The organism is Flavobacterium sp., from assembly GCF_040402835.1.
Classification (GTDB): Bacteria; Bacteroidota; Bacteroidia; order Flavobacteriales; family Flavobacteriaceae; genus Flavobacterium.
Window position 1 is genome coordinate 14,694 of the sequence record NZ_JBBALW010000010.1, and the last position, 17,658, is coordinate 32,351.

General features: G+C 32.6%; 14 protein-coding genes. 8 read left to right on the forward strand and 6 right to left on the reverse strand.

All coding sequences use genetic code 11. The annotated features are described in order from the left end of the window. The 4 genes from AC9UEH_RS04905 to AC9UEH_RS04920 form a co-directional block, all read right to left on the reverse strand. Positions 1 to 2,607: a TonB-dependent receptor domain-containing protein gene (locus tag AC9UEH_RS04905; protein WP_509529080.1), complete on the reverse strand. Its 2,607-nt coding sequence runs from the start codon at positions 2,605 to 2,607 to the stop codon at positions 1 to 3. A gap of 279 nt (positions 2,608 to 2,886) precedes the next feature. Beyond that, the gene (glmS, locus tag AC9UEH_RS04910) at positions 2,887 to 4,734 is read right to left on the reverse strand and encodes a glutamine--fructose-6-phosphate transaminase (isomerizing) (protein ID WP_509529083.1); all 1,848 of its coding nucleotides are present in this window, start codon (positions 4,732 to 4,734) and stop codon (positions 2,887 to 2,889) included. 26 nt (positions 4,735 to 4,760) lie between these two features. After that, positions 4,761 to 6,464 (reverse strand): BamH family beta-barrel-assembly machinery protein, encoded by a 1,704-nt coding sequence (bamH, locus tag AC9UEH_RS04915; protein WP_509529085.1) that lies wholly within the window; start codon positions 6,462 to 6,464, stop codon positions 4,761 to 4,763. Between the two features lie 19 nt (positions 6,465 to 6,483). Beyond that, the gene (locus AC9UEH_RS04920; RefSeq protein WP_509529088.1) at positions 6,484 to 7,290 is read right to left on the reverse strand and encodes a glycogen/starch synthase; all 807 of its coding nucleotides are present in this window, start codon (positions 7,288 to 7,290) and stop codon (positions 6,484 to 6,486) included. Between the two features lie 108 nt (positions 7,291 to 7,398). Between AC9UEH_RS04920 and panC the strand changes: the two genes are divergently transcribed. The 7 genes from panC to AC9UEH_RS04955 all read left to right on the forward strand — a co-directional run bounded on the left by panC (position 7,399) and on the right by AC9UEH_RS04955 (position 14,916). After that, a complete protein-coding gene (panC, locus tag AC9UEH_RS04925) occupies positions 7,399 to 8,247 on the forward strand; it encodes a pantoate--beta-alanine ligase (protein WP_509529090.1) in 849 nt (282 codons plus the stop codon). 13 nt (positions 8,248 to 8,260) lie between these two features. Next, positions 8,261 to 8,611, forward strand: coding sequence for an aspartate 1-decarboxylase (gene panD / locus AC9UEH_RS04930; RefSeq protein ID WP_509529092.1), 351 nt, complete (start codon positions 8,261 to 8,263; stop codon positions 8,609 to 8,611). A gap of 2 nt (positions 8,612 to 8,613) precedes the next feature. Beyond that, positions 8,614 to 9,576: a lysylphosphatidylglycerol synthase transmembrane domain-containing protein gene (locus tag AC9UEH_RS04935; protein ID WP_509529094.1), complete on the forward strand. Its 963-nt coding sequence runs from the start codon at positions 8,614 to 8,616 to the stop codon at positions 9,574 to 9,576. 60 nt (positions 9,577 to 9,636) lie between these two features. After that, positions 9,637 to 10,860, forward strand: coding sequence for an alpha/beta hydrolase (locus AC9UEH_RS04940; protein ID WP_509529096.1), 1,224 nt, complete (start codon positions 9,637 to 9,639; stop codon positions 10,858 to 10,860). 1 nt (position 10,861) lies between these two features. Then, entirely contained in the window at positions 10,862 to 12,223 is a 1,362-nt protein-coding gene (gene radA / locus AC9UEH_RS04945) for a DNA repair protein RadA (protein WP_509529097.1), read from the forward strand. Positions 12,224 to 12,326: 103 nt separating this feature from the next. Next, the gene (locus AC9UEH_RS04950) at positions 12,327 to 14,180 is read left to right on the forward strand and encodes a biosynthetic peptidoglycan transglycosylase (protein ID WP_509529098.1); all 1,854 of its coding nucleotides are present in this window, start codon (positions 12,327 to 12,329) and stop codon (positions 14,178 to 14,180) included. A gap of 217 nt (positions 14,181 to 14,397) precedes the next feature. After that, entirely contained in the window at positions 14,398 to 14,916 is a 519-nt protein-coding gene (locus AC9UEH_RS04955; protein ID WP_509529099.1) for a hypothetical protein, read from the forward strand. Positions 14,917 to 15,347: 431 nt separating this feature from the next. Here AC9UEH_RS04955 and rpmA read toward each other — a convergent pair whose 3' ends face one another. Both rpmA and rplU read right to left on the reverse strand, forming a co-directional pair. After that, entirely contained in the window at positions 15,348 to 15,608 is a 261-nt protein-coding gene (gene rpmA, locus AC9UEH_RS04960; RefSeq protein ID WP_509529100.1) for a 50S ribosomal protein L27, read from the reverse strand. Positions 15,609 to 15,631: 23 nt separating this feature from the next. Further along, the gene (gene rplU, locus AC9UEH_RS04965) at positions 15,632 to 16,060 is read right to left on the reverse strand and encodes a 50S ribosomal protein L21 (RefSeq protein ID WP_509529101.1); all 429 of its coding nucleotides are present in this window, start codon (positions 16,058 to 16,060) and stop codon (positions 15,632 to 15,634) included. A 258-nt stretch (positions 16,061 to 16,318) separates the two neighbouring features. On the opposite strand from rplU, the gene AC9UEH_RS04970 reads away from it, so the two are divergent. Next, positions 16,319 to 17,647, forward strand: a complete 1,329-nt coding sequence (locus tag AC9UEH_RS04970; RefSeq protein ID WP_509529103.1) for a M16 family metallopeptidase — start codon at positions 16,319 to 16,321, stop codon at positions 17,645 to 17,647. Positions 17,648 to 17,658: the final 11 nt, after the last annotated feature.

Sequence of the window (17,658 nt, forward strand, 5' to 3'; positions counted from 1 at the left end):
TTAAGGATTGATAGTCCAAGAGGCGAATATTTGTTGGCCTATTAAGCCAGCTCCTAGCACTTGAAAGTATTCTTTTCCTCCTAAATTTGCTGCTCCAATTTTCAAAGTTGATTTTAGTTTTGGAACACTATAATTTATTTGCGCATCAATTACAGTAGCAGAAGGAACAATTCCGTCTACCATTGTTGATTGCCATAAATACTCACTATTCCATCTTCCGCTAATATTAAATCCGAAATTTTTGAATAATTTTTCATTTCCAAACGATGTTTTAACTCTATGTTTTGGAGTATTAAAGCCGGCTTCAAAACTTTCATCTTGCGATTGGTCAAATTTAAATTCAGCATAGTTATAGTTTACCCCCAACTCAAAATCTTTATATACTTTTTTAGATAATCCAAGTCCAAATCCAAGAGATTTAATTTCTATTTTAGTATTGGTATACAATTGATAGGCTCTATAATTTCCGGTTTGTAAAGCGTGAATTGATTGTGTACCTAGATCTGTCGGGCCACCTGTTGGGCTTGGCGAATCCATTGCTTTTCCATAATAAGGAGCTACAACATTGATGTTTCCAATAAAATCATTATATATGTTGTAATATCCATTAATATCTACTGAGACATCTTTAATTAAAGACCTATACCCTATTTCAAATGCTTTTACTTGTTCGGGTTTTACGTATTCTAAAGAAGTTTTTTTCAATAATGCTGGATTACCACTTGCAGAAAGCGCTGCAACTGATGATGCGGTATAAGAATTATTATAGGCATTTAAACCTGTCATAACTACGGATGTACCCCCAGCAAAAAACTGTCCAGTTGTAGTACTTACATCTAACGTTTCAGAATATCTTATTAAATTGTCTGGAGCAGAACCAAGAAGAATTGCACTACCTACATTAAATCCAATATATTGATCTTGAGTAGATGGATTTCTAAAACCTGTTTGAAATGAAGCTCTGAAATTATGTTTTTTATTCTCACCTGCTGAGTATACCGCAGAGATTCTAGGAGAATAATTACCTTCGAAATTTTTCGATTTATCATACCTTACAGATCCAGAAAATTTCAATCTGTCATCAACAAATTTTTTCGTTATTTGAGTATATGCACCATATTCGTTGTAATAAATTGGTCCATTTGCATCTGTATAAATTCTCCCGTGAGAATTTAATTCATATTGTCTGAATGATCCACCTACTTGAACTTCCGCAAATTTAATCACATCTTTCAAGTTATAATTAGCATCGGAATGATAGATTCTAGAGTTATCAACTAGTTTGGAGCCTGAAAGTACGCTAGCTTCATTAGTAACTAAATTAAAAGCATTTTTAAACGCATCTGTACCAGGAAGAAATCTACCTGTATCTGCAACTCCTCTGGCTATTAAATGAGCTGACGCTGGGGTTGCACCACCCAATGTTGATTGAATATATGCACCCGCATATTGTCCAAACCAAGTTTTATCGTCTTTCCATTTTCTGTTGATGTTGATACCCGTAAAAAGCATATCATAAGAGTTTCCTCCATCTTCAGTTGTAGTATATCCTCTAACAAAAAAGTTTTTACCTTTAATTTCTAATTTATGTTGTTGCATAAAAAAGTTATTTAAGTAATATCTATTGGCACCTTGGTAAACTGCATTTCCAAAACCAAATTTACTTTGCCAAATAATTTCAAAATCATTTGCAAAGGGTTTTAAATGAAGTGAAAAATCAATTTTAGTATTTGAAGCCTTGTTGTCTGTTAGGTCTATTTCTTTGTAACCTGTTCTACTAACATTAGTATTTGGTAATAAATTTACGGTAGAAGCAGGAATAATTCCTAAACCAGCTAATGCTTGACCAACACCTTTTATGTTTGTTGAAACTTCATCTCCATATACATTAATACCATCATAGTTAATGTTACTTCTGTCTATTCCGGCAACTTTTTTATCATTGTAATTTGTAGCATACCAATCTGTACCAGACATGTAGGTATAATTAGCTTTAGCAGCAAAATAGTCATTAAATTTGTGAGCTACTCTAACTCCATAATCTGTAAAGCTATTAACTCCAGCGGCTTGTTGGCTTGTTTGACCATATTTTACATAAGCAGTTATACCGCCACTTGTGAATGGATTTTTACTATTCATAAATAAAATACCATTAAAAGCATTTGCTCCATATAAAGCAGAAGATGCTCCTGGTAATAACTCAACGCTTTGAACGTCAATTTCTGAAACCCCAATCATATTCCCTATTACGAAGTTTAATAATGGGGAAGAATTGTCCATTCCATCCACTAATTGCATAAAACGAGTGTTTGCAACGGTAGCAAATCCACGAGTGTTGATTGATTTAAAAGACAAACTACTGGTATTCATTTGAACTTCTTTCAAGTTTTCTAATCCGTCATAAAAAGAAGGTGACGCAGATTTTTTAATTTCAGCAATTCCCATTCTTTCGATGGTAACTGGCGATTGTAAAACTTTTTCAGGAGTTCTTGAAGCCGAAACGACAACTTCGTCTAATAATGTCTTTTTGATAGTATCTGAAACTACTTTTTGTGCAAAAGAAATGCTGCAAAAAAACAATGTCAAAATAAGTAAGTGTTTTTTCATTGGGTTTAAAATTTGTTTGTTAATCTAGCTAAATTAGTATTTATTTTGATATTAATAAATTATAAGTAGAAAAAATTAATAATTAGCTGTATTTTGTCTCTAATTTTGATTATAATTTGTTGGAATTTTTGAATATTCCTCATGGTTTTTAAACAAAATATCAAAAATTTACTATGCACGCCTATTAAATTAACATAGTTTTAAGTAATTCATAAAAATTCTATCCATAAAAAAAGCGTTCATAAATTGAACGCTTTTTTTAATTAAGTATTTCATTTATTACTCTACTGTAACTGATTTGGCTAAGTTTCTTGGTTGATCTACATTACAACCTCTTAATACGGCAATGTGGTAGGACAATAATTGTAGCGGAATTGTAGTAATTAGTGGAGATAATGCATCGGCAGTTTCTGGGATTTCAATAACATAGTCGGCCAAATCACGAACTTGAGTGTCGCCTTTAGTTACTATAGCAATGATTTTTCCACTTCTAGATTTAATTTCTTGAATATTACTTACCACTTTGTCATAATGACCCAATTTTGGAGCTATTACTACTACCGGCATGTGTTCATCAATCAATGCAATTGGTCCGTGTTTCATTTCTGCCGCTGGATAACCCTCTGCATGAATATAAGAAATTTCTTTTAATTTTAATGCCCCTTCTAAAGCAACTGGAAAATTATAACCTCTTCCTAAATAAAGACAGTTTGGTGCGTCTTTGAAAATGGCTGCAATTTCTTTTGCTATATCATTTGTTTCTAGAGCCTCTAAAACTTTTTCAGGAATTAATTCTAATTCTTGTAAATACCTGTGGAAATCAGAATTGGTCATTGTTCCTTTTGCTTTCGCAATTCGCAACGCAATCATAGTTAAAACAGTAATTTGAGTGGTGAATGCTTTTGTTGATGCAACTCCAATTTCTGGACCTGCGTGAGTATAAGCACCTGCATGAGTTTCTCTAGATATTGAGGATCCTACAACATTACAAACTCCAAAAACAAATGCGCCTCTTTCTTTTGCTAATTTTATAGCAGCCAAAGTATCAGCAGTTTCTCCAGATTGAGAAATGGCTATAACCACATCGCCTTTATTTATAATTGGGTTTCTATATCGGAATTCTGAAGCATATTCCACTTCAACAGGAATTCTTGTAAATTCTTCTATTATATATTCCGCAACTAATCCTGCATGCCATGAAGTTCCACAAGCTACAATAAGGATTCTTTCAGCATTCAAGAATTTCTCGATATTATCTTCAATTCCTGCCATTTGAATCAAACCAGTATTTGCGTGTAAACGACCTCGATAAGTATCTTTTATAACACTCGGTTGTTCATATATTTCTTTGAGCATAAAATGGTCATAACCGCCTTTTTCAATTTGCTCTAAATTCATTTGTAACTCCTGAACATAAGGATCTACTAATGAATCGTCTTTAATTTTTCTAATTTTTAAAGGTTTATTTAATCTCACAATAGCCATTTCTTCATCCTCAAGATAAATGGCATTTGAAGTATATTCTATGAAAGGTGAAGCATCAGATGCAATAAAATATTCGTTTTCACCTACACCAATTGCTAATGGACTCCCTAAACGGGCAACAATTATTTCATTCGGTTTTTGTTTATCAAACACGCAAATTGCATAGGCTCCCACAACTTGATTTAAAGCAACTTGAACTGCTTTTCCGAGTTTTAAATGGTCTTTTTTCTGAACATCTTCAATCAAATTTACCAAAACTTCTGTATCAGTATCTGAATGAAAAACATACCCTCTGTTTATTAATTCTTTTTTTAATGGAGCATAATTTTCAATGATTCCATTATGAATTAATACAAGATTTCCGGAATTTGAAACATGTGGATGAGAGTTCACATCATTTGGAACTCCATGAGTTGCCCAACGAGTATGTCCAATTCCAATAGTGCCATTGGTAGATATTTCTTTTGAAGATATTTCTTCTAAATCAGAAACTTTACCTTTAGTTTTAGAAACTTTAAGGTCTTTTCCGTCAAAAAGCATAATTCCTGCACTATCATATCCTCTATATTCTAGTCTTTTCAAACCTTTAATAATGATTGGATATGCTTCTCTGAATCCTATATAACCAACTATTCCGCACATATATTTTTTATTTGGTGTTATTACTTTTAATTAGGCTTTGTATAATATATTTCTAGTTTTAATCTATTAGCATAATTTGGGTCGCTAGTTGGAATATTGTTTCCAAATAAAACGGTGCCTAATGAGCTCAAAACAGCAGCAGTAGGTATTCTATTAATTGGATTTACTCCAGAAGTGGCGTTTTTTAGTTTAGAATTAGTTGCTATTGCGATAGATTCTGTAACTACTAATCCTAATCTAACATTGGTAGAATCCTTACTAATTAAGTTTCTCAAGTGATTTGTTAGTCTTATTTTATATTTAATTCCCCGTTTATCAACTATTGAACTCGCTGTTTCTTTTTCTATAATTCCGCCAAATTCATATTTATTATTTTTTACATTTGACGCTACTGAATTGTCAAAATAATAATCTATTAAAGGGCGATTATTATTAAGGTCGTACAAATATATTCTGTTAGGCTCCGACGCTCCTACCATTTTGGTCTTGTCAATATAAAAAGTTAGATTGGCTTCATTAACTAAAAGTTTTTTTCCGTCTCCAGGATTTCTTAAATCATCTAATTCATCTGATACACCATTTGCGCCTAAAGTTGGCAAGCCAGTTGAAGAATAACCTCTAACATCTAGATCTCCAAAAAGTTTAATAACAGTCATAGATCCTTCGCCTCCTTTTGGATACAAATTATAGGCTCCTGTTGTGGCATTTGCATTTGCAGTAATTCCGGTGGTGTATGATGAATTGTAATTGTTTTCAAATAAATTCACAGAACTGCCGCCTAAACTAATTCCGAATTTTCTTTCTTTAGTTGAAACTACACCAGCTGAACTAGTTATGGTTACATTATAGGTAACTATTATTTTTCCTAATTTAATGTTCAATAAAGCTAAACTTCCCAGTTCAGACGAAGTAACTGAATTGTCGGCTTTAAAATATAATCCTCTAAAATATTCTTTAAAAACATTATTATTTATGAATTTTCCTGATGCACCAGAACCAAATAATTTATCTTGAAAGAACTGATTTCTAAGTTTCAAACGCATTCCAGGAACCGACCTTGTATCGACTACTTGGGCTCCGTCTACCGTTTTATAGGTTTTAATTTCGTCAGCGCTATAAAGAAACTCTTCGTTTTGATTAGAAGAAGCATCGTCATTCAAGCGGTTTGGGTTTTTATTAGCGTCAAAATCAGAAGTTGCTCCTGAGTAATATTTTTGAAGATCTAAAAACCCCAAAGAAGCGTCATAATCTCTTAAAAAATAATTAGATTCATAAACACTCAATTTAAATTTATTAAATACTTTTTTATCGTTCAAAGTTACAAACCCATAAATAGAATCTAATTCATACGTGTGGTCACCGGTAGTAGCATCTGTAGTTTTTAAATGACTAAAATAGGGCATTGAAAGCTCTACTTTGGTGACAATTGGGTTAGTCCCAATAGTTTGATTGACAGTATCTAAAACTACTTGAGATACCACACTTGCTCTTGTTTTTCCAAAAAAGGGATTATTATAATAGCCAAGTGAATTTAAAGCTAGGTAACTTGTTTCAACAGAACCTGTAGCAACATTATAAGCAACTACAGTCTTTGAAACGTCTTGAATAAGTCCAAAATGATCATTACCTATGACACCCGTACCAATCTCATTAAAGTCTTTGTCGCAAGAGATGAAAAAAGCAACAATACTAACTAAAAAAAGTAATTTAAAAAATGAATTATTTTGCATATTTATTAAAAAAATATTATTATTTGACCAAATTCCTATAGAAATTAGAATATACTTCCGAGAACTTTTCTTTGGGGGTGAAAGGTAAAAAAGGTTTTTCCGAAGTTTCTATAAATTTTGTTAAACTTGGGGACAAGTTTTCAGAGGCAATAATCACCGCGTCAGAATGTGAAATTGTTGCTTTTATTATATTTTCATAATCCGGATTTACTAAGTTAGAAACACTCTCTTCAGGAACGCCATCATATTTTATTTTATTAATCATTTCAGGATTCAATGTGCCTTCAAATGATTGACTGTAAACGGAAGTTATGATTTTTGTGTCTGAAAATAAGGCTTCGTCCTTATAATAATGTTTCAAATAAATTGGCAACATTGCCGCCATCCAACCATGAACATGAATAATGTCAGGAACCCAATTCAGTTTTTTTACTGTTTCTACAACTCCTTTTGCAAAAAAAATAGCGCGCTCATCATTATCTGGAAACAAGACCCCATCTTCATCTGTAAAAGTTGCTTTTCTTTTGAAATATTCATCGTTATCAATAAAATAAACCTGAATTCTTTCTTTTGGGATGGAAGCTACCTTGATAATCAATGGCATATCCAAATCATTTACAACTAAATTCATTCCAGATAACCTAATTACCTCGTGTAATTGATGTCTTCTTTCATTGATATTACCATATCTTGGCATGAAAATTCTAATCTGTCCGCCTTGATCATTTACCATTTTTGGCACATCATACGACATTAGGGAAACCTCGTTTTCAGCTAAGTAGGGCACTACTTCAGATGATACATACAATATCCTCTTATCTTCCATATTAAAATTTTGTATTACTTATTGTAAATAAAAAACAGGCAAATTTACAAAAATTTATGCAGTTAATAACTAAAATCTTAAGTTTGCACAATATTTCAATAAAACAACATGCTCATTTTTGACCGACAAGTTGCTTTAATAGAGCATTTAAAACATATTTCCGATTCAAAAACCACTATTGGATTTGTTCCAACTATGGGTGCATTGCATGAAGGACATTTGTCTTTAGTAGAAAATTCCTTAAAAGAAAATTCCATAACAATTGTAAGTATTTTTGTGAATCCTACGCAATTTAACAATCCTGAAGATTTAGAAAAATATCCCAAAAACTTAAAAATCGACCTTGAAAAATTGAAATCAATAAGCGAATCTGTACTTATTTACGCACCAAATGTGGAGGATATTTATGAAGGAAAAACCATTTCAGCACACTTTGATTTTGAGGGATTAGAAAACCAAATGGAAGGGAAATTTCGTCCTGGACATTTTGATGGTGTTGGCACCATTGTAAAACGTTTATTTGAAATTGTAAACCCTTCCAATGCCTATTTTGGGGAAAAAGATTTTCAGCAATTGCAAATCATAAAAAAGTTAGTAGAAAAAGAAAAGCTACCTATCAATATTGTGATTTGTCCAATATTCAGAGAAAAAAACGGACTCGCAATGAGTTCTCGTAATGAAAGGCTTACGCCAAATGAAAGAGAATCTGCGGAGATTATTTACAAGACATTATTGGAAGTAAAATCAAAATTTAATTCCGAACCCCTATTGGATATAAAAAATTGGGTTAAACACGTTTTTGAAAACCAAATCAATTTCAAATTGGATTATTTTGAAATTGCTGATGAAGCTACATTATTGTCTTGTAAAGAAAAAATCGACACAAAAAAATACAGAGCTTTCATTGCAGTTTTTATTAACAATATAAGATTGATAGATACTATTTCATTAAATTAATTATCTTTGCACAATGCAAATTCAAGTAGTAAAATCTAAAATACACCGCGTTAAAGTAACCGGAGCCGATTTAAATTATATCGGCAGTATCACTATTGACGAGGCTTTAATGGAGGCTTCAAATATTATTGAGGGCGAAAAAGTTTCGATAGTAAACATCAATAATGGGGAACGTTTAGAAACATATGCCATCAAGGGCAACAGAAATAGCGGCGAAATCACTCTTAATGGACCCGCAGCTCGAAAAGTGCAAAAAGGCGACATTATTATTATTATTTCCTACGGAATATTGGATTTTGAAGAAGCCAAATCGTTCCAACCTTCCTTAGTTTTTCCAAATGAAAATGACAATTCCTTAACTTAATTTTGAAAAAGCAAATTGGCAAATGGCTGTCTATTTTACTCCCGCTTTTTTTGGGTGTTTTTCTAATCGTTTATTCTTATAATAAATTCTCAGCAGAAGAAATTTTAGAAATAAAAAGTCATTTTGTAAATGCCAATTACAACTATATTTATTGTGCCGTTTTCATTGCTTTTTTAGGAAGTGCTTCACGTGCCTATCGTTGGAAATATGTATTGGATCAAATGGGCTATAAAACTACTTTCGCCAATAATTTCATGGCAGTTTCCATTGGATATTTAATGAATTTAACGGTTCCCAGATCGGGTGAAATTTCAAGAGCATTGGTGCTTAAAAAATACAATAATGTTCCTTTTGACAAAGGTTTCGGGTCCATAATAGCGGAGAGAATTATTGATATGATTATTCTTTTAGGCTTTATAATTGTTGCTTTTTTTGTTCAATTTGACATTGTAAAAACATTTATTTTAGACAAATTACCACTCCAAAAAATAATTTTACTTTTAGTCATTGGACTTGTACTTTTCATTGCTTTCGTTTTGCTTTATTGTTTTTCCAAAGCAAAATTTATAATTCAACTAAAATTAAAAATTTCCGGATTAAAAGAAGGGATTTTAAGTATCGTTCACATGAAAAGGAAATGGTCGTATTTAGCGCACACAATTTTCATTTGGTTTTCCTATATTTTTATGTTTTACATCGGAATTTTTGTAATTCCTGAAACCAATTCGCTAACTTTAGGAGCGGTATTAACTTCATTTGTTGTCGGAAGTATTGCCATTGCCTTCACCAATAGTGGATTTGGGTCGTATCCATTTCTAATTGCCAAAATCCTACTTTTTTATAGTATTTCTGAAACTGCTGGAAACGCTTTTGGCTGGATTATTTGGACTTCCCAAATGCTATTATTAGTTTTTTTAGGTGTCATTTCATTTTTGCTTTTACCGATATTGAATAGAAGCAAATAAATTATTATATTGCTACACCTTTTGAAGGGCTATTAAACATCTGAAAATTCCAAGTAAACTATGAGAAAAATAATTTTTTTAACACCTTTTTTTATTTTCTTTCAATCCTATTCGCAAAAAATAACGGATACTATTGTTTCTCAAAAGCTTAAAGAAGATCGAGAATTTACAGTTTCCTTGCCAGAATCCTACACTAAAAATAAAACTAAGAAATATCCTGTTCTCTTTTTATTAGATGGAGATTATCTTTTAGACCCTTTTCAAGGAGCTTTAAATTACGGTGCCTATTGGGATGATTTACCTGAAGTTATTATCGTTGGAATCTCACAAAACAAAAAGGACGAACGCTATTCGGATTGTACTTTTGACCCAGATACAGGTTTGCCAGCAGAAAAAGGGGAACATTTCTTTGAATTTATTGGTCAAGAATTACTTCCGTACATAGAAAAAACATACCGAATAGCACCATTTAAAATAATTGCTGGACACGATGTTACCGCTGGTTTTTTAAATTTTTATTTATATAAAGACCAACCTATTTTCAATGCTTACATTTCGTTAAGTCCTGAGTTACCCCCACGAATGGAAGAAATTATTCCACAACGGTTGTCAGCATTAAACCAACCAATTTACTATTATCAAGCAACTGCCGATGGCGATTTAAAAACCACAAAAGAAAGAATTATGCAATTGGATAGCGCCGTTGTAACAATAAAAAAGCCAAGTCTAAATTACCTATTTGATGCTTTTAAAGGAGCTTCCCATTATTCACTAGTCTTACATGCAATTCCAAATGCGTTGTATCAAATTTTCGGGGTATATCAGCCTATTTCCGTTTCAGAATTCAATGAAAAAATAGCAATTCTTCCTTCTGGTTATGTAAAATATCTTGAAAATAAATACGAAATCATCGAAAAATCATTAGCAATTAAAATGTCTATTCGTATTAATGATTTCAATGCAATTGAAACGGCAATTTTAAAAAACAAAGCATATAATGAGTTGGATGCATTGTCAAAATTAGCACAGAAAAACTACCCAAAAAGCATGCTTGCCGATTATGAATTGGGTTTGATGTTTGAAAAAAATGGGGACAATAAAAAAGCCTTCAAACAATATCAAACGGCCTATCAAAAAGACGAGATTGGGAGTTTAACAAAAGACATGATGCTCGATAAAATGGATGATTTAAAAAAAGGGTTTACTAAAAACAGTAAAGAAATTAAAAAGGAATCACCAACTAAAGAACCTACAGTAGAACCGATTCAAGAAAAAAACCCGTAATATGGCTAAAGTAAAAACCTCATTTTTTTGTCAAAGTTGTGGCACGCAATATTCTAAATGGCAGGGGCAATGCAACGCTTGTAAGGAGTGGAATACCATTGTAGAAGAAATTATACAAAAGGAGGAAAAAGTAGCATGGAAACCAACAACTTCGGAGGTTAAAAAAGTTTCAAAACCTTTAAAAATCAAAGAAATCGATTCCACACTTGAAATCCGAATGGATACCTGTGACGGCGAACTAAATCGAGTGCTTGGAGGCGGAATTGTGCCCGGCTCTTTAATCCTTTTAGGCGGCGAACCTGGAATTGGAAAGAGCACTTTATTACTTCAAATTTCATTGAAATTGCCTTACAAAACCTTATACGTTTCTGGTGAAGAAAGTCAGAAACAAATAAAAATGCGTGCCGAAAGAATCACGCCCAACGGTGATAATTGTTATATTTTAACAGAAACAAAAACGCAAAATATTTTTCGTCAAATTGAGGAAATTCAGCCTGAAATCGTAATAATAGATTCCATTCAAACGCTACATACCGATTATATTGAATCTACAGCAGGAAGTATTTCTCAAATACGAGAAACAACTGCCGAACTTATAAAATTTGCAAAAGAAACCAATGTCCCAGTAATTTTAATTGGACACATTACAAAGGACGGAAATATTGCAGGGCCCAAAATTTTGGAGCACATGGTAGATACTGTTTTGCAATTTGAAGGCGACAGAAATCACGTGTATCGAATTTTACGTTCTTTAAAAAACAGGTTTGGTTCCACTGCGGAAATTGGAATTTATGAAATGCAAGGAACGGGATTGCGTGAAGTTGCCAACCCTTCAGAAATTTTGATTTCACATAATGATGCCACACTTTCTGGAACCGCAATCGCTTCTACTTTGGAAGGAATGCGCCCGTTGATGATTGAAATTCAAGCGCTTGTGAGCAGTGCCGTTTATGGGACGCCACAACGAAGTACGACAGGTTATAACGCCAAAAGGCTGAACATGATTTTAGCAGTTCTTGAAAAACGAGCAGGATTTCATTTGGGTTCCAAAGACGTTTTTCTAAATGTTACTGGCGGACTTTCTGTTGATGATCCTGCAATAGATTTGGCAGTTGTTGCCGCTATTTTATCCTCAAATGAAGATATTGCCATTGGAAAAGATTTTTGTTTTGCTGGTGAAGTCGGACTTTCGGGGGAAATACGCCCAGTAAACCGAATTGAGCAACGCATTCAAGAAGCCGAAAAATTAGGTTTCTCAACAATTTTTGTATCTAAATATAATAAAATCGCAATGAAAAAAACGTTCATCAACATCAGAATGGTGGCGAAAATTGAAGATATTGTAAGCGAATTATTCGGATAATAAAATGCGAACCAAAAAACAAAAAGCCCTGGTTTTTCTGAAATGCTTTGCCGTATTTATTGCGATAAGTTTTGTGCTACTTTTTGTTTTTCGTAACGCACTTTTGCAAAAAGCAATCACAAAAATTGAAAGCAAATTAGCAACAGATTATGCCGCCAAACTAACCATTGAAAAAGCACAATTTGAAGGTGTTTCAGGAATAGAATTACAAAATATAAATCTGATTCCCAATCAGGCAGACACCCTTTTATCGGTAGCAAAAATCAAAACCAAAATCAATCTTTTAAAACTGATTATTGGAACCGTACAATTGGAAGGATTGGAAATGAATAATGGGTTTGTGCAATTGGTAAAAAATAAAAAAGGACGCAATTTTGATGCTTTTTTAAAACACAATAAAGTAGATATTTCCACTTCCGAAAACCACAATTATGCAAAAACTGCCTATCGTTTGCTTTCAAAAATATTGAATTTAGTGCCAACAGAAATGCATCTCGAAAATTTGTCTTTTCGGATGGACGATATGGGACGAAAAGTGACTTTTGAAATGAAACAATTGCAATTGAAGGAAGAAGTATTAGTAACTTCAATCAACGTTAAAACAAATACTTTTTCGCAAATTTGGAACGTAAAAGGAATTGCCAATCCAAGAGATAAAACCGCCGATTTAAAGTTTTTTAATAGTGACAATTCTAAAATTAAAGTGCCTTATGTAGACGAGCGTTTTGGCTTATTTTCCAGCTTTGACAGCATTCATTTGAACGTCGCAAAAATTGAAATGGAAAGCGGTGAATTGCACATTGACGGCTTCACTTCTATTGTAAATTTAACGGTAAATCATCCGAAAATTGCCACAAAAGATGTTGTTGTAAAACAAGCTCGTTTTGATTATCATTTGTTGTTTGGCGAGCATTTCATGACAATTGATAGCAGTTCAACTATTCAAATGAACAACGTCAAAATCCATCCTTTTGCAGAGTACAATACAGCAGAAGACACTGTTTATAATCTCCGCATTGCCATTCCAAAGATGAAAGCACAGCAATTTATCACTTCCTTGCCACAAGGATTATTTTCGCATTTTGAAGGCATGGAAACCGAAGGAAATTTCGATTATAAATTGGATTATAAATTCGTAAAAAACAAACCCAACCAATTGGTTTTTGAAAGTAAATTAACCAAAGAAAATCTGAAAATTATCAAATATGGCGAGGCCAATTTATCCAAATTAAATTCGGAATTTTCCTATCGTGCCATAGACAAAGGTGTCTTGCAACGCCCTATTATTGTTGGAAGTTCCAATCCAAATTTCACCCATTTGAATCAGATTTCACCCTATTTACAAAAGTGTGTTTTAACGTCCGAAGACCCCTCTTTTTTCTCCCATCGTGGTTTTATAAATGATGCGTTCAAGCAATCAATTTTGAAAAATATTCGCACCAAAAAATTCTCTCGTGGCGCAAGTACCATAAGCATGCAATTGGTGAAAAACGTTTTTCTGACCCGTGAAAAAACACTTTCCCGAAAATTAGAAGAGATTTTACTGGTTTATATTTTAGAAAACAATCGCATTTCCAGCAAAGAACGCATGCTCGAAGTCTATTTTAATGTGATAGAATGGGGACCAAATATTTACGGAATTGGAGAAGCGGCAAACTTCTATTTCAATAAAACCCCTGCAACTTTAACCTTAAAAGAATGCTTGTTTCTGGCATCGATAGTTCCAAAACCTAAAAAATTCATGTACGAGTTTAACCCTGATGGATTTTTGAAAGCCATAGAAAATAAAAAGCAACAATTTATTAGCAATCTGATGTTACGACGCGGTCTCATTATGGCTGACGACACGATTGGGCAGAATATTCCCATGTCAATTTCTGGAAATGCCCGTTCGTTTTTGAAGTTCAAAGTTCAAGATTCCATCCCAAGCGATTCCACATTAGTAGAAGAATTTTAGGTTTTTATTCTGGCCGTAGCTTCGGATTTTATATTTAAAAATTCCAAAATAACCTCTTAAAAATAAAAATTAATTTCAGAATTTGGAAGGAAATAAAGATTACATTTGAAAATAAATAAAGCGATGCAAACATTCGCTAATCTAATCGTAATTGGGTGTTTATAAGAAGATTTATTTCAAATATTTACAAGTTAAGTAGTATTTAAAATCCGAAACAATGAAAAACTATCTTTTAATTTCCTGCTTTATTTTTTGTATGAAAATACATGGACAAACTAATATTAGTAGTCGAGATAAAATTGTATCACTTGACACAACAAAAATTGCTATTTTATCTTCTGATATAATTCTAAAATATATTTTTAATAAAAATTGTATTAAATCAAAACTTAATAATGAAGAGGTGGCAACTGTCGACTTACTTTTAAGAAAATGTATTGATAATTATAATATTAAAGCAGAAAAAGAATTTAGACAAATTTCATTAAATAATCCTAGTTTTATTCCAAACAGAGAAAATTTTGTAATTGATGTTGAAAAATATAAAAGGCAATATATTGTCTTGAAGAACTCACAAGGAGAAAAAGAAATTTGGATAAATTGCTTCTGCTCGAAGAGAAAAAATTGGCGAAAAGAATTAATCAAAGTAGATGATGGTGGAAATTGCTATTTTAATCTTAAAATAAATTTGACAAAGAGAAAATATTATGATCTTGCTGTAAACGGCGATGCGTAATAAAAAAGAAAAAAACCGCTCCCGCAAGAATCATTTCATGTGGTTTTGAAAACAGGATTTAATCAAGAGCAAACATTACAAATCGTAAACTTCGTTTTTTTGCCACAGATTCACTGATTTTCAAATAAAATTTCTGAAATATTGAAATAGAATCTTAAATAAATTCAGATTGACAAATAGAGATAGTTTAGTTGCAACGACAGGACTAGAGAGTTGTTTTTACCAAAGATTTAAAAGGATTTTCGCTGATTTTCGCTGATTTTCCAATTAAACGATTTAAAAAATAACCAAATCAACCCTTCTCATAATCTAATTATCCATTAACACATTCCCGTCCTGTCTCCCTTTCCTTTGGAAAGGGCCGGGGATAGGAACCAAAAAAACCCATTTCTTTCGAAATGGGTTTTTTAATTTTATGAAAAATCTCGTGATTATGCTTCGAATGGAAGAATAGAAACGAATGATTTGTTTTCACCTTTTTTCTGGAACTTAACAAGACCATCAACTCTAGCGTGTAGCGTGTGATCTTTACCCATGTAAACATTTTCACCTGGATTGTGTTTAGAACCTCTTTGTCTTACGATGATGTTACCAGCAATAGCAGCTTGACCACCAAAAATCTTTACGCCTAAACGTTTTGATTCTGATTCTCTACCATTCTTCGAACTACCGACACCTTTCTTGTGAGCCATGACGTATACGTTTTATGTTGTTATTATTCTACTGTATCTTCTTTTTTAGCCTTTGGAGCTTTTTTTACCTTAGGTACTGCTACTTCTTCAGTGGCAACTACTTCAACAGCTTCTTTTTTAGGAGCCGCTTTTTTTGGAGCTGATGTCGAAATTCCTTCAATTACAATTTGAGTAAGATACTGACGGTGTCCATTTCTCTTTTTGTAACCTTTTCTTCTTTTCTTTTTGAAAATGATTACTTTATCTCCTTTTAAGTGTTGTAACACTTTGGCTTCTACTGAAGCACCTTCTATAGCTGGGGCGCCTAAAGTGATTGTACCATTATCGTCTAACAAAAGAACTTTGTCGAAAGTAATTTTCGATCCTTCTTCACTTGCCAAACGATTAACATAAACCTTTAGATCTTTGCTAACTTTAAATTGATGCCCTGCTATCTCTACGATTGCGTACATAACAATATTGTTTAATTAATTTTTAAGTCTGCAAATATACCATTTAATATTTAATGTGCAAACCCTAATCTTAAAAAATACTTTTTTATTGAAATTTATGACATTGTTATCTACTCATTTATAACAATGTATAATTCATAATCGTTAAAAACTGTTAAATTAATAACCATTCAGATGTATTTATTTCAAAAAAAAGTTACATTTGGTTTCATATTTTGAATATAAACAGAGATACAATCAACAAAATTATTAATCCTTATGAAAAATTCATTAATGGCTTTAGGTACAATGCTTATGCTTGGCGGAGTTGCTTCGGCTCAAAAAGTAGCTTTTGAAGAATTTACTTTAGACAATGGTCTTCACGTAATTCTGCACAACGATTCCTCGGCGCCCGTAATTATTACTTCGGTAATGTATCACGTAGGTTCCAAAAACGAAAATCCAGAACGTACTGGATTTGCACACTTTTTTGAACATTTATTGTTTGAAGGTACTGAAAATATCAAACGTGGCGAATGGTTCAAAATTGTAACTGCTAATGGCGGAACAAATAACGCCAACACCTCTGAAGACAGAACGTATTATTATGAAGTATTTCCTTCTAATAATTTAGAATTGGGACTTTGGATGGAATCAGAACGAATGATGCATCCTATTATCAACCAAATTGGTGTGGATACGCAAAATGAAGTTGTAAAAGAAGAAAAACGCCTTCGTGTTGACAATCAACCATACGGAAGTTTGATCGCTGAAGTTAAGAAAAACATGTATGTAAAACACCCGTATCGTTGGGCTACAATTGGTTCTATGGCGCATTTAGATGCGTCTAAATTAGAAGAATTTCAAGCATTTAACAAAAAGTTCTACATTCCAAACAATGCAGTTTTAGTTGTTGCAGGTGATTTGAACGACATTCCAAAAACAAAAGAATGGGTTCAGAAATACTTTGGTGCAATTCCAAAAGGTACCGATATTACCGTTGAAAAATTTGTAGAAGATCCGATTACAAAAACAATAAACGCATCGTATCAAGATCCAAATATTCAAAAACCTATGATTGTAGCTTCTTATAGAACTCCTTCTATGAAAACGCGTGATGCAAGAGTTTTGGATATGATTTCGACCGTTTTAAGTGAAGGAAAAAGTTCAAGATTGTATAAAAAAATTGTGGATGATAAGAAAATGGCATTGCAAATCGGAGCTTTTAGTTACAGCCAAGAGGATTACGGAATTTACATTTTATACGGATTGCCACAAGGAACAAATACTTCCGAAGGAATTGTAAAAGAAATTGACGAAGAAATTGTACGACTTCAAACGGAATTGCTAACCGATAAGGAAATGCAAAAGCTGAAGAACATTTACGATAATAATTATGTAAATGGAAATTCTAACGTTGAAGGAATTGCCGAAAATTTAGCTTCTTTTTACCTATTATATGGCGATGTAAATTTGATTAATACAGAAATCGAAATGTATCGCTCCATAACAGCTAAGGAAATTAGAGAGGTTGCCAAAAAATATTTAAATCCAAATCAACGATTGATATTGGATTATGTTCCATCAAAAGACAAAGCTCAAAATTAAGATATACTATT

Coding starts and splice junctions, on each gene's coding strand:
- AC9UEH_RS04905 (WP_509529080.1), bottom strand. CDS start 2,607: ATGAAAAAACACTTACTTATTTTGACATTGTTTTTTTGCAGCATTTCT.
- glmS (WP_509529083.1), bottom strand. CDS start 4,734: ATGTGCGGAATAGTTGGTTATATAGGATTCAGAGAAGCATATCCAATC.
- bamH (WP_509529085.1), bottom strand. CDS start 6,464: ATGCAAAATAATTCATTTTTTAAATTACTTTTTTTAGTTAGTATTGTT.
- AC9UEH_RS04920 (WP_509529088.1), bottom strand. CDS start 7,290: ATGGAAGATAAGAGGATATTGTATGTATCATCTGAAGTAGTGCCCTAC.
- panC (WP_509529090.1), top strand. CDS start 7,399: ATGCTCATTTTTGACCGACAAGTTGCTTTAATAGAGCATTTAAAACAT.
- panD (WP_509529092.1), top strand. CDS start 8,261: ATGCAAATTCAAGTAGTAAAATCTAAAATACACCGCGTTAAAGTAACC.
- AC9UEH_RS04940 (WP_509529096.1), top strand. CDS start 9,637: ATGAGAAAAATAATTTTTTTAACACCTTTTTTTATTTTCTTTCAATCC.
- radA (WP_509529097.1), top strand. CDS start 10,862: ATGGCTAAAGTAAAAACCTCATTTTTTTGTCAAAGTTGTGGCACGCAA.
- AC9UEH_RS04955 (WP_509529099.1), top strand. CDS start 14,398: ATGAAAAACTATCTTTTAATTTCCTGCTTTATTTTTTGTATGAAAATA.
- rpmA (WP_509529100.1), bottom strand. CDS start 15,608: ATGGCTCACAAGAAAGGTGTCGGTAGTTCGAAGAATGGTAGAGAATCA.
- rplU (WP_509529101.1), bottom strand. CDS start 16,060: ATGTACGCAATCGTAGAGATAGCAGGGCATCAATTTAAAGTTAGCAAA.
- AC9UEH_RS04970 (WP_509529103.1), top strand. CDS start 16,319: ATGAAAAATTCATTAATGGCTTTAGGTACAATGCTTATGCTTGGCGGA.